This is a genomic window from Vibrio sp. SCSIO 43086 (assembly GCF_051132235.1).
Lineage (GTDB): Bacteria > Pseudomonadota > Gammaproteobacteria > Enterobacterales > Vibrionaceae > Vibrio > Vibrio diabolicus.
Map to the genome: position 1 here is coordinate 1,631,687 of NZ_CP072677.1, position 13,853 is coordinate 1,645,539.

The window sequence follows — 13,853 nt, forward strand, 5'->3', positions numbered from 1 at the left end:
ACATCATAAATAACAGTGCTTGAGTAAGGGATTTATCAACCTACTGTTAAAACTAGGCTTTTGTTTAAAAATTCCAGAATTTCGCCTTTTTAAACCTTAGCACATATGGCAAATGTTGCTCAGCAACACAGCATGTTTAGGCCAGAGAAAAGCTTGAATTCTTAATATCATAGCGTTTCGCAGCTAGCGTAACTCTATACTTTTTGAATAACTCCGCCCCTTGAGTTACCAAGCATCCCACGAGCTGCGCATACAACGAAAAAATGATGATTTTGACTAAACTATAGACGTAAATGTAGGGGTGACAAACTTTTGACTTGGTTTGAAGTGGGGCGAGGTAGATATGGATCGAGTAACTTTGAGCTCATTGATGGGCAACATCGTGGTTATCGGGCTGGATGGGGAAATTAGGACCCTAGAAGAGGGACAACTACCTCAACCAGGAGAGTTAATAATTGATGAGGTATCAGATACTTCTGAGCTTGTGATCGAGCAGGTGACACCACAAGGAAGTTCGATAAACGTAACTGATGATATCACAGCGTTAATTGAAGCAATTGCTAGTGGGGAAGACCCGACTGAGCTGGGTGAAGAGTTTGATCCTGCTGCAGGTGAAGGAAACGGGTCTAGCCCACAAAATACGGGGGCTATAGATCGCACAGGTGCTGAATTACTCGCCAGTACCAATTTTGAGACAGTGGGAACTGACGGAACAGGATTTTCAAGTACTCAGGTAGAGACGCTACTCGATATTTTCCAAATACAACCACCAGAACCAACAGCAATATCAGTTCCTGCAACAGTAATTGTTCAAGAGATTTCTAGCCCAACTGTCAATGAGGGCGATCTGGTTTCCTTCGACGTCACACTTAACCAACCAACAGAAGACAATATAAATATCACTTTTTCTCTGTTCGATCAGACTGCGACTGGTGGATCTACTGACGAGAGCGGAAGTGACTACGTCAACGAGAGTGTTCTCATAACATTTTCCGATGGCACAACAGAAGAAATCTCAGTCGATGACAACGGTATTTTTACTGTGTCGGTCCCGTTAGGGGAAAATGGTTTTACTGTTTCTCTCGACTCTATAAATGACTCTATATTCGAAGGTCCAGAAACATTTACGCTTTCAGGCAACACAGAAGAACAAAGTACACCTGCAACTGGGATTGCAACCATTGTTGATGATGGTAGTGGGCCTGGTTTAAGTCCTGATGATGATCGTCCAACGGTAACGATGAGCAATGCAGGGACGATTAATGAAGGTGAGTTAGCCAGCTTTAAAGTGTCGTTATCTAATCCATCAGCTACAGATGTTGAGGTCGAACTAAGTCTCAACCTAGGTGATACAGAAGCCGGCGACTTAGGCACCTTGGAATACAACACGGGAAGTGGTTGGGTCACGGTGCCAAACGATGGTGTGGTGACGGTGCCTGCCGGGCAGACTGAGTTTGATGTACGCATTGCTTCTATTGATGACGCGGTGTACGAAGGTACAGAAGATTTCAGTGTTACGGTAACGGGCATTGGTGCGGTGCAAGGCAGCGATACGGGCACGGCAACGATTGTGGATGACAGCAGTGGCCCAGGTCCCGATCCAGACGATGACCGTCCGAGTGTGGCTATTACCGACGCTGGCACCATTAATGAGGGTGAGACTGCGAACTTCGAAGTCACCTTATCGAATGCCTCCGAGTCGAGTGTTCAAGTTGAACTTGGCCTCAACTTAGGCGATACCGAAGCGGGTGACTTAGGCACCTTAGAATACAACACGGGCTCCGGTTGGGTTACGGTGCCAAATGATGGCGTGGTGACCGTGCCTGCCGGACAGACCGAATTTGATGTGCGCATTGCTTCTGTTGATGACGCCGTTTATGAGGGCCCTGAAGATTTCAGTGTTACGGTAACGGGCATTGGTGCGGTGCAAGGCAGCGATACGGGCACGGCAACGATTGTGGATGACAGCAGTGGCCCAGGTCCCGATCCAGACGATGACCGTCCAAGCGTGGCTATTACCGACGCTGGCACCATTAATGAGGGTGAGACTGCGAACTTCAAAGTCACCTTATCGAATGCCTCCGAATCGAGTGTTCAAGTTGAACTTGGCCTCAACTTAGGCGATACCGAAGCGGGTGACTTAGGCACCTTAGAATACAACACGGGCTCCGGTTGGGTTACGGTGCCAAATGATGGCGTGGTGACCGTGCCTGCCGGACAGACCGAATTTGATGTGCGCATTGCTTCTGTTGATGACGCCGTTTATGAGGGCCCTGAAGATTTCAGTGTCACGGTAACCGGCATTGGTGCGGTGCAAGGCAGCGATACGGGTACAGCAACGATTGTGGATGACGGCAGTGGCCCTGGACCTGATCCCGATGATGACCGCCCAAGTGTGACTATTACCGATGCTGGCATTATTAATGAAGGTGATACGGCGAACTTCAAAGTGACGCTGTCGAATGCCTCCGAGTCCACTGTTCAAGTCGAGCTAGGCCTCAACTTGAGTGATACCGAAGTCGGTGACTTAGGCACCTTGGAATACAACACGGGAAGTGGCTGGGTCACAGTACCAAACGATGGTGTGGTGACGGTGCCTGCCGGACAGACCGAATTTGATGTGCGCATTGCTTCTATTGATGACGCCGTTTATGAAGGCCCAGAGGATTTCGGCGTTACGGTAACGGGCATTGGCGCAGTACAAGGCAGTGATACGGGGACGGCAACGATAGTGGATGACGGCAGTGGCCCGGGGCCTGATCCGGATGATGACCGTCCAAGTGTGACTATTACCGACGCTGGCACCATTAATGAAGGTGATACGGCTAACTTTAAAGTCACCTTATCGAACGCCTCAGAGTCAACTGTTCAAGTTGAACTCGGCCTCAACTTAGGCGATACCGAAGCCGGAGACTTAGGCTCCTTGGAATACAACACGGGAAGTGGCTGGGTCACAGTACCAAACGATGGCGTGGTGACGGTGCCTGCCGGGCAGACTGAGTTTGATGTGCGTATCGCTTCCATTGATGATGCGGTGTACGAAGGTCCGGAAGATTTCAGCGTTACGGTAACGGGCATTGGCGCAGTACAAGGCAGTGATACGGGCACGGCGACGATTGTGGATGACGGCAGTGGTCCAGGTCCCGATCCAGATGATGACCGTCCAAGTGTCTATATTGTCGAAGATAGCGTTGGCGTGAATGAAGGTACTGAGGCTGTGTATACCGTTAGATTATCGGCGGCGGCCGATATCGATGTGACCGTCAGGTTGAACACCTCAACCGACGGCAGCAACACGGCGGAAGCGGACGATATAGGTAGCTTTGTGGTGACCCTTGCTGATGGTGTGACAGTGGTGAATGCCAACAGTGACGGTACGTATACCATTCCCGCCGGTGAGAACGAGCTGAAAGTCACTGTGCCAACCACAGATGATGGCGTCTACGAAGGGGATGAAACCTTCACTGTGGCGGTACAAGGTGACACGGGCGTCCTAGGCAGTGACAGTGCGCTGGGCATTATTTACGACGGTGGTAACGGCCCTGGTCCCGATCCAGACGATGACCGTCCAAGTGTCTATATTGTCGAAGATAGCGTGGGCGTGAATGAAGGTACTGAGGTTGTGTATACCGTCCGGTTGTCGGAGGCTGCCGATATTGACGTGACGGTAAGGTTGAGCACATCAACAGGAGGAACTAATACGGCAGAGCCTGGCGACATTGGTGCTATTAAGCTGACATTATCTGATGGAGTAACTGTCGTGACCGCCAACAGTGATGGCACGTATACTATCCCAGCAGGTGAAACCGATCTCAAACTGTTTGTCCCAACCACGGACGACGATGTGTATGAAGGAGATGAAACCTTCACGGTTGCAGTGCAAGGTGCAACTGGAGTACTTGGTACTGACACTGCGTTGGGCATTATTTACGACGGCGGTAACGGCCCTGGTCCTGACCCGGATGATGATCGCCCGACCGTATCTATCTCAGATGCGGGTATCGTAGATGAGGGTGATATCGCGACGTTTACCGTGTCATTGAGTAATGCTTCGGAAGGTACAGTCCAGGTGCAGTTGACCTTAAACCCAGACGAAACAGAAGTGGATGATCTTGGCTCGCTAGAATATAACACCGGAGCAGGTTGGGTTGCTGTGCCTGTCGATGGCATCGTAACAGTGCCAGCAATGCTTACCGAATTTGATGTGCGCATTGCGACCATTGATGATGAAGTTTATGAAGGTCCGGAAGACTTCAGCGTGACCGTGACTGGTTTGGGCGCAGTTCAGGGCACCGATACTGGTTTGGCGACCATTGTGGATGATGGCACTAAAACGGACGACGATCGACCAACTGTGTCTATCTCGGATGCGGGTACCATTGATGAAGGTAATTTCGCTACATTTACCGTGTCATTGAGTAATGCCTCAGAGGTAGCGCTCCAGGTTCAGTTAACGCTGAATCTGGATGAAACAGAAGTAGGTGACCTTGGCACTCTAGAGTACAACACCGGTTCAGGTTGGGTAAGTGTACCTGTAAGTGGCATCGTGACGGTGCCGGCAGGTATGACGGAATTTGATCTACGCATCGAATCAATTGATGACGGTGTGTACGAAGGCCCTGAAGATTTCAGCGTTACAGTAACTGGCTTGGGAGCAGTTCAGGGCAGCGATACTGGTCTGGCGACCATCGTGGATAACTCACCACCTACAGCCCGTGATTTCATCATTTCGCTCGATGTTCAAAATGGTATTTTCCCGGTTCAGGATGTTGAGTTTGATGGATTAACGACGTCTGGGGAACAGCGTGTTGAAGATCTCGAAGATGACGCAGTTACTGCAAATGATGATGATATTTTAATTCAGGTTGTTAGCCTTCCTGAACACGGTGAACTGTATTATGTGGATGGAAATGGACAGGAAGTCATTATAGACGAAACCACACAGTTCCCTGAAAACACAGAGGTTAAGTATCGTCTGACTGAAGATTTCTTTGAGGAGCAGAGCTTTGACTCAGCCGACCTTCTTGAAGAACAAGGGAAAGATATCTTGGTGGGATCCTACACTCCTCCTAACTCGAACTTAACGTTCACTGGAGGACAGATCATCACCATTGGCAACAGCATCATCTTTGATTCCGATGCTCAGATTTCAGTCGATTTTGCGAATCAACAGGTCGGATTGGTTGTCGTTTCGCCAAATGAAACGGGTCAGGGTGATGAAATCAGTACTGGTGAATATATTACGTTAGAACTGGATGAGGATTTATCAGCTAACGAAGCGAAACTGAACTTAGCCAGTCTGAATGACCGCTTCAACAGTGGTGGTGCATGGTTAACGGCATACATCTTCCTAAATGGTGCACTTGTTGATGTTCAGCAGTTTTACTCAACGGATATTACTTATACAAGCAACCACGAAGGCTCTATTACCGTTGCGTTAGCAAATGGCAGCTTTGATGAAATTCGACTTACTCCAGAAACCGATAGCGCGAGTGATAAAGCGGGTTTTACCTTGGTTGGAACTGAAATCACCAGTTTTACTGACGTGAACGATGACTTTACCTACCAAGCTATTGACACTGATGGTGTGGTAAGTAACGAAGCTACGGTAGCGGTTGATTTCGAGAACGTCACGGTAGACGCTGTTACGGCGCTTGGTTATCAAACCATGGCCTTAAATTCGGATCTGAATCTGGTTATGGGGACAGATGGCGATGATATTCTGGTTGGTACTGAAGGCAATGACCTGATCATCGGTGGTTTAGGTAATGATATCTTGACTGGCGGTGAAGGTGATGACGTATTCAAATGGACAGAAATGCAATCCGCAACTGATACCGTGACAGATTTCAGTGACGGGGATCAGCTTGATTTTACCGATGTATTTGACGATATGAGTGGTACGGATATCTCCGCCTTGCTTGATGATCTTGGTTCGGGTGACTATCGCGGCAGTGTGGATGACATTTCCGTTGAAGTGACTGAAAGTGGAGGTAACTCGACGTTGACCATCAACAAAGATGGACAACAGCTAGAGGTTAACTTTGATGGTGCCTCTGCAGCCGATATTGCCAATAGTCTGATTTCTAATCTCGATCAATTACGAGAATAGATGGCCAAAGATAAAAAACGGAGCGTTTTTTCGCTCCGTTTTTTTATTTAATAATACGGTAAACTAACACTGTGATTACAGAACTTTACATGCAAAACCTTTCAGGTAGAAACCTTCCGGGTATGCTGTATCGGTTGGGTGGTCAGCAGCTTGTTCAAAGCGCTCCACAAACTTTACTTGGCGGTTAGCATCTAAGGCTGCGTCAGCAATGATTTTCTGGAACAAAACTTGATCCATTAAGCCAGAGCACGAATAGGTCAGTAGCGTACCGCCAGGTTTTAGGATTTGCATTGCTAGCATGTTGATGTCTTTGTAACCACGACATGCGCCGTTTAGTTGGGCTTTACTGTCTGCAAACTTAGGTGGATCCATGATAACTACATCGAACTGAGTTCCTTGGTCACGATACTCACGAAGCAGTTTAAACACGTCTGCGTTTAGGAACACGGCGCGCTTCTTCGAGATATCAAATTCATTCAGTTCTGCGTTGAACTTCGCAGTGTCTAGAGCAGGTTGTGATACGTCAGCGTTTATCACACGCTTTGCATCACCTTTCAGTGCGTAAAGTCCGAAGCCACCTGTGTAAGAGAAGCAGTTAAGAACTTCCTTGCCTTTCACATATTTCATCGCTTGCTGGCGACTATCACGTTGATCTAGGTAGAAACCTGTTTTATGACCGCCAACGATATCTACACTAATCTTTACGCCATTTTCTTCGATGACGACCGATTTAGGTGGCTCTTCGCCGTGCAAGACGCCCGTGGTTTCTTTCAAACCCTCTTTCTTACGTACCGCGACGTCAGAACGCTCGTACACATTACAATCAGGGAAGCACTCAACTAGAGCATCAACAATGGCCTGTTTATTGTGTTCTGCGCCAGCACTGAGAAGTTGACACACAAAGAAGTTTTGGTAACGGTCAATCGTAACGCCTGGCATACCATCAGACTCTGCCGCGATAAGGCGGTAACCCGTAAGGCCATCACGTTCGATAATGTCTTCACGAAGAAGTTGTGCGTCTTTTAATCGTTTTACGAAAAACGCGGTGTCGATTTCTTCTTTATCAAAACTCCAAATACGAGCACGAATTTGTGAAGCTGGCGAATATGCCGCTTTAGCTAGCCATTTACCGTCGTGAGTGAATACATCAACCGTTTCGCCAAGAGCGGGTTCGCCCTCAACTTTGTTGATGCCTCGAGAGAAGATCCAAGGGTGCTTGCGCTTGACCGATTTCTCACGACCTTTTACCAAATAGATAGCAGCTGTCATTTCATTAGCTCTTGTTGAATTTTGAAAGGGGCGTATTGTCCGGGATGTGAATGGTAAAAGCAATATCCCTCGGCAATCCAGTACATTGTAGTGACTTTTAAATACAAAAAAGGGTCACTAAAGTAACCCTTTTATTTGAACTGGTCGTAACAGATTACGTTGCTACGCTTTAAGTCCAGTAAGGAGCGACTCCATGGTGTCGCTTTGCTTACGCAGTTGATCCACGTTTTGTGAAGTCGTGCTGATCATATTGCACACGTTATCTGCTTGAACTCGAATCTCTTCAACGCTTGAGGCGATATTGTCCGCGACTACACCTTGTTCTTCAGCCGCTGTTGCAATTTGAATGCTACTGTCGGATATAGTTTGATTTTTATCTGCCAAAGAGCCGATTTCGTGATTCACTTCCGTCATGAGGTTTTGTCCCTCATTTGCATTGTTCACAGTCACTTCCATCAGTTTAGTAAGTGATTGACTGTTACGCTGTAATGATTCGATCATCGCTTGGATTTCAACCGTCGCTTGCTGAGTGCGTCCCGCAAGAGCGCGAACCTCATCCGCAACGACCGCAAATCCACGACCTTGCTCACCAGCGCGTGCTGCTTCAATGGCTGCGTTCAATGCAAGTAGGTTAGTTTGCTCGGAAATCCCATTAATGGTTGTCACGACTTCATCAATTTGTGCGGCATTGGCATCTAACTCCGCTACTGCCTGAGACGCAGATTGAATCTCATTAGAGAGGTTCGAAATCGAGTGAAGCGTATTCTCTACTTTTACTTGTCCAGACTGAGCCACGCTGCGCGCATCATCGGTTTGTGCGCTTGAATCGTGAGCTAATGTCGCGACTTCTCGAATCGTTGATGCCATCTGTTCCGTTGCACTCGCAAGAGAGTTGAGGTGCTCTTGTTGCGTCGCAGAAATATCTGAACTGTGATGAATTGATTGATTCAGGTCTGAGCTAATTTGTTGCATTAACGCCACAGACTCTTGAATCGACAGCACCATTTGTTGCTCTCGTTCTGCAACTTTGTCTATCGTAATAGCAATTTCACTAAACTCGTCGCGAACTGGGAAGAAGTTCATTCTCGCTGTGAGGTCACCTCCCGCAAGGGTGTTTAATGCTTTATTCATCGTGAACATTGCGCCGCCGATAAACGTCATGATGTAGTAAACGCCAAGCGCGAGAATAAACAAGCTCACACAGATGATGCTCACTTGAGTCGTTGATAGGGCAGTCCATAAAGAAAGTTCATGGTTTGCAACCAAGCTGTACGCACCATTTAGAACAGACACGGATTGCGGCCCTGAGCCAATAGAAACGGTTTCTGAACCAGCTATGAGGCTTGCTACTTGAGATTGAGAAAGGTTGCCTGCCTCTATCAGACCTTTCATAAGCATGAGCTCTTCTTGGTACATACTTGAGATCAACGTATTAGCCGCGCTATTAAGGACGAGAGTGAGAATGACTAAAGCAAGAAGAGGGAGAACGAAGAGCAAATAGAACTTTTCTTGAATCTTTAAGTGAATGAGATACTTATCAATCCAGCGGAATGGAATTTCTTTCATAATTATAATAACCGTGCAAAAACCCACTATCCTTAGTGGGGTGAATAGACGAAAAGAATATATCACTCAGTAAAAAGAAGCGGTACAAAGATGAACGTAAAGTGTGAGAGATTTATAGTAAAAGGTCACGTTCAAGGCGTCGGCTTTCGTTACCATACTTCCCATCAAGGATTGAAACTGGGTTTGACGGGTTACGCGAAGAACCTAAACGATGGTGATGTTGAAGTGATGGCGTGTGGAACAGACGCACAAATAGCTGCGTTTTCCGAGTGGTTGAAAGAAGGCCCGCGAACGGCAACAGTAGAGAGTGTGATACAGGAGTCTGCGTCATATAAGCCGTTGCGCGGTTTTAAGATTTTGTAAATTCTACAAGCATTTAGCTGGCTTTGGTAGGCCGGCTAATTTAGTCGCTTGTTTGGCTGGCCCCTTTTTAAACAGCTTGAATAGATACTTACTGTTACCTTTTTCTGGGCCGTGCGCTTTTTCCATTGCTTTGACAAGCATACGCACAGCAGGGGAAGTATTAAACTCTTCATAAAAATCTCGCACAAAGTGCACAACTTCCAAATGAGCATCCGTAAGCTCGATGTCTTCTTCTTTTGCTAAAAGCTCAATCATACCTTCTTCCCATTGAGTATGATCCAGTAAGTAGCCTTGAGCATCAGTTTCAATTTCTTTGCCGTTGTAAACGAACATAACGTTTCATCCGCTAAGTGAACATGGATGTTTATAGATTAGCGACAGGTGAGGATGTTCTCAACAAAAGAATCTCGAAGTAGTGCCGAGCGAAGCAAAAGCGTACAAAATGATGAGTGCTTTTTGACTGAGCCAGGTGCTTTGATACAAATGCTCTTTTATTCAAATATATAGGAAACTATTCAGTTTGTTAGAAATTTTTCGGGGTGAGTACTCGGGAGTTTGCATAGATATACACAAACGTCTCAATTTATGATTGGTTTGTCAGTTAAATTGGCCGTTTTAGATAGGTCAATCACAACGAGCGTAAACAAGGTTAAAATCAAGAGAATAAATTTTAAAGAATCGTTATGTTTTTGAGGGTTTAATAATGACTGGGAGCTATTAAACTGGATATGGAATGGTCGGATCTTTTAGTTTCAATTGGATGGGCGTTGTTGCAAGCCAGCTTTACGATATTCTCTTTTCTCTGTTTGATGGGAGCTGTACAACATAAACCTTCAAAAAAGAAATATGCTTGGCTGCGTTACTTTTACGGACCACTCCTTTTTGTGAGTTGGGGAGCCATGCTACTGACGCCAGCAATATCAGCATATAGGCTATTTAGTGTCGCTGAGGAATCACTCGTCTGGTTACCTGCGCTCAAGATGTTCAGTTACTGGTGGGTTGCGTTTGGAGTATTTTGCATTTTGTTATCAGTTGATGAGCGACTACGAGCTTAAGATCAGTATTCCTTAAATAAAACACCTAAATACAAAATTGCCAGTTGGGCTTACTAACTGGATATAAATGGCAGAGCAGTACGGTTTTATCGAAGAATTTGTTTGAATTAGATGTCTAATAAGTGCAATTTTATATGCGAGTGAATAGCTTACGACGTTGTGTTTGTTCTTATAGACCGATATTCTCTTGGTTGATAAGCAACCTACATTCTGGTTGTAAACAATAACGATGACAAGGAGTTAGTCATGTCGAAACAACGTTACATTGAAATAAATGACAACGTCAAATCCATCTGGTCTATTGAGCGTATTTGGGAGCTCGCGGAGTCCCTACCTGTAGAGGAAATTGCTATTGATGATATCAAAGGCCCTAATGAAGTGACCTGGTTTAGTGATGATGGACCACAGCCAACCTGTCGTGAGATCGCGAAGCATTGCCAACGCATCAACAATGCCGATTTGTCGTATCCCGTAATTTTAACCAATGATTACCGCGTTTTTGATGGTATGCATCGAATCGCCAAGCAAATCATGTTGGGTGAAGATACGATTAAAGTGAGACGTTTTAGAGAAAACCCTGAGGCTGATGAAGTTATCGAGTTAGCAGTCGAACAGGCGTAATGTACGTAACCACTGACAAAGAAAAAGCCCGAAGGAATTACCTTCGGGCTTTTAGTATTCACCTTAGAGCGAACGATTAATCGTCGTTCATAATACCTAGAATGCTTAGTAGGCTAGTGAACAAGTTAAGGATGTTTAGGTACATCGAAATTGTCGCACTAATGTAGTTAGTTTCTTCGCCGCGAACGATACGGCTTGTATCAAACAAGATGAAACCAGAGAACACTAGTGCAGAGACGCTGCTTATTACTAGTTGGGCCATTGTTGAACCAACGAAAATGTTAATCAACATCGCCACGATAACAATGATCAAACCTGCCATCAGGAAGTTACGCATGAAAGAGAAATCTTTCTTGCTCGAAATGGTGTAAGCCGATAGGCCTAGAAACACCATGCCAGTCAACCCTAGAGCTTGAGCAATGATCGTTGGACCGTTTGGAATCGATGCGTAGTAGTTAAGCATTGGACCTAAAGCACCACCCATTAGAGTTGTGAAAACAAATGTCCAAACGATACCAGATGATGAGTTGATTGCTTTTGGCATGACAAAGAACAAAATACCAATCGCTGCAATTTGCATCACGATCGCCATGATTGGTGAAATTTGCATTGCCATTGTTGCTACTGCTGCGATCGCACTGGTCATCAGTGTCATCGACAGTAGGAAGTAAGTGTTTTTCAGTACTTTGTTAGTTTCAAGTGTGTTAGGAACACTTGTTGAACGAGTAAACATTGGACTGTTCATAATTATCCTCAGTAAGGGAGTTTACTATTGGTACATTTATGGGGCTGAAAGTTCAAAAAATCAAGCCCTAACCATGCGTAACTTAGATAAAATAATAATAGAAATAAGATGTTATGTATTTGACAACTTGTAACACAATATTACTGCAGAGCAAAGTCATAGTGATTGTCACACAGAATTTTGAATTTACTAACAAAAAGCACTGACTTCATTGAAATCAGTGCTTTTATTATGCCAATTGCAAAAGATCTTAGTGATGTAAGATTTGCGCTAGGAAATTTTGAGTTCGATCTGACTGAGGGTTTTCAAAGAAATCAACGGGGTTGTTCTCTTCGATAATCTCTCCTGCGTCCATAAATATCACGCGATCGGCAACCTCTTTCGCAAACCCCATTTCATGTGTCACACAGAGCATGGTCATGCCTTCCTCGGCGAGTTCGACCATTACATCCAACACTTCGCGAACCATCTCCGGATCAAGTGCTGATGTTGGTTCATCAAAAAGCATGACTTTAGGGTTCATACACAAAGAACGGGCAATCGCCACGCGTTGTTGCTGACCACCAGACAACTGGCCAGGATATTTCTCTGCTTGGTCCGGAATTTTAACGCGTTCCAGATATTTCATCGCGACCGCTTCTGCCTCATCTTTAGGCATCTTCTTCACCCAAATAGGCGCGAGCGTACAGTTTTCCAGTACGGTTAAATGAGGGAAGAGATTAAAGTGCTGAAAGCACATGCCCACTTCACGGCGCACAGCTTCAATATTTTTTAAATCTTCAGTTAACTCCGTACCGGAAACATAGATGCTACCAGCTTGGTGCTCTTCGAGGCGGTTAATACAGCGAATCATCGTTGATTTTCCTGACCCTGATGGGCCACAGATTACGATTTTTTCCCCGCGCTTAACATCGAGGTTAATATTCTTTAGTACGTGAAACTCACCATACCATTTATTCATGTCCTTCAATTGGATCATATAGTCTTGTTGTTGCGTCATAATACGTCCTTGAGCTTGATGAGTTATCGTTTGTGACCGGTATGAAGTTTGTTTTCAAGCCATATCGAATAACGCGACATGCCAAAACAAAATACCCAAAACACTAACGCGACAAATACATAACTTTCAGTAGCAAAGCCTAGCCAGTCAGGGTCGGTGTTTGCTGCTTGTCCTATACCTAGTACGTCAAACATACCAATGATAAGAACCAAACTGGTGTCTTTAAACAATCCGATAAACGTGTTCACGATAGAAGGGATCGTAATCTTCAGCGCTTGCGGCAAGATAATAAGCCCTGTTTTTTTCCAGTAACTTAACCCAAGTGCGTCGGCAGCCTCATATTGGCCTTTTGGAATCGCTTGCAAGCCGCCCCGTACCACTTCTGCCATATAAGCCGAGGCAAACATCACCACACCAATAAGCGCGCGAATAAGTTTGTCTGTCTCGGACCCTTCGGACATAAACAAAGGCAGCATAACGGAAGCCATGAACAGAACGGTAATCAGTGGCACACCACGCCAAACTTCAATATAGACGGTACAAATACTGCGAATGATGGGCATCTCTGAACGTCTACCGAGCGCGAGTACCACACCAATCGGTAATGAAACGACAATACCGACTAGCGCAATGATGAGCGTAACGAGTAATCCGCCCCATTTGTGTGTATCGACCACTTCTAGCCCAAATATCCCACCGTATAACAGCCCAGCGATAATGAATGGGTAGATGTTTACGAAGAAAAGCCAAATCCAAATCCGTTTCGGTGTCTTTTCATACGCTAGCAACACAGTAAATATAGCCAATGTGATGTAGAAAAGGCGAGGGCGCCACAGTTCAGACTCAGGATAGAAACCGTACATGAACTGCTCCCAGCGCACGCTGATAAATACCCAGCAAGCACCTTCTCGGCTGCAGTCGTCACGCGTCGAACCAATCCAGTCTGCGTTGATAAACGCCCAATCAACGATATGCCAAACTGCACTAAAGACAAGATAAGCAAGAATTACGGTAACAATGGAGTTGACAGGTCCATTAAATAGGTTTTTCCGCATCCAACCAACGAAGCCGACGGTATTGGCTGGTGGCGGGAGATCCGGTTGAAATTGATGAGTACTCATA

The 13,853-nt window shown here is 45.7% G+C and carries 9 protein-coding genes; 3 read left to right on the top strand and 6 right to left on the bottom strand.

What is annotated here, in order from left to right; genetic code table 11:
* The first annotated feature begins 343 nt into the window (after positions 1-343).
* Entirely contained in the window at positions 344-6,112 is a 5,769-nt protein-coding gene (locus J8Z23_RS07520; protein WP_434635278.1) for a Calx-beta domain-containing protein, read from the top strand.
* Positions 6,113-6,187: 75 nt separating this feature from the next.
* Here J8Z23_RS07520 and J8Z23_RS07525 read toward each other — a convergent pair whose 3' ends face one another.
* Both J8Z23_RS07525 and J8Z23_RS07530 read right to left on the bottom strand, forming a co-directional pair.
* Positions 6,188-7,381, bottom strand: a complete 1,194-nt coding sequence (locus J8Z23_RS07525) for a class I SAM-dependent methyltransferase (protein ID WP_046876203.1) — start codon at positions 7,379-7,381, stop codon at positions 6,188-6,190.
* A 162-nt stretch (positions 7,382-7,543) separates the two neighbouring features.
* Positions 7,544-8,947 (bottom strand): methyl-accepting chemotaxis protein, encoded by a 1,404-nt coding sequence (locus J8Z23_RS07530; RefSeq protein ID WP_301615466.1) that lies wholly within the window; start codon positions 8,945-8,947, stop codon positions 7,544-7,546.
* Between the two features lie 90 nt (positions 8,948-9,037).
* On the opposite strand from J8Z23_RS07530, the gene yccX reads away from it, so the two are divergent.
* Entirely contained in the window at positions 9,038-9,310 is a 273-nt protein-coding gene (gene yccX, locus J8Z23_RS07535) for an acylphosphatase (RefSeq protein ID WP_005396574.1), read from the top strand.
* 3 nt (positions 9,311-9,313) lie between these two features.
* Here the strand turns inward: yccX and J8Z23_RS07540 are convergent, their stop codons facing one another.
* Complete coding sequence (locus tag J8Z23_RS07540) at positions 9,314-9,643, bottom strand: TusE/DsrC/DsvC family sulfur relay protein (protein WP_005377396.1); 330 nt, start codon at positions 9,641-9,643, stop codon at positions 9,314-9,316.
* Between the two features lie 968 nt (positions 9,644-10,611).
* Between J8Z23_RS07540 and J8Z23_RS07545 the strand changes: the two genes are divergently transcribed.
* Positions 10,612-10,986 carry a hypothetical protein gene (locus J8Z23_RS07545; RefSeq protein ID WP_005396572.1) on the top strand — a complete coding sequence of 125 codons (375 nt, stop codon included), beginning with the start codon at positions 10,612-10,614 and terminating at the stop codon, positions 10,984-10,986.
* A 76-nt stretch (positions 10,987-11,062) separates the two neighbouring features.
* Here the strand turns inward: J8Z23_RS07545 and J8Z23_RS07550 are convergent, their stop codons facing one another.
* The 3 genes from J8Z23_RS07550 to J8Z23_RS07560 all read right to left on the bottom strand — a co-directional run bounded on the left by J8Z23_RS07550 (position 11,063) and on the right by J8Z23_RS07560 (position 13,852).
* Positions 11,063-11,731, bottom strand: a complete 669-nt coding sequence (locus J8Z23_RS07550; protein WP_046876207.1) for a Bax inhibitor-1/YccA family protein — start codon at positions 11,729-11,731, stop codon at positions 11,063-11,065.
* A 250-nt stretch (positions 11,732-11,981) separates the two neighbouring features.
* Positions 11,982-12,731, bottom strand: a complete 750-nt coding sequence (locus tag J8Z23_RS07555; RefSeq protein ID WP_005377400.1) for an amino acid ABC transporter ATP-binding protein — start codon at positions 12,729-12,731, stop codon at positions 11,982-11,984.
* A 23-nt stretch (positions 12,732-12,754) separates the two neighbouring features.
* A complete protein-coding gene (locus J8Z23_RS07560) occupies positions 12,755-13,852 on the bottom strand; it encodes an amino acid ABC transporter permease (RefSeq protein ID WP_046876208.1) in 1,098 nt (365 codons plus the stop codon).
* Position 13,853 lies beyond the last annotated feature (1 nt).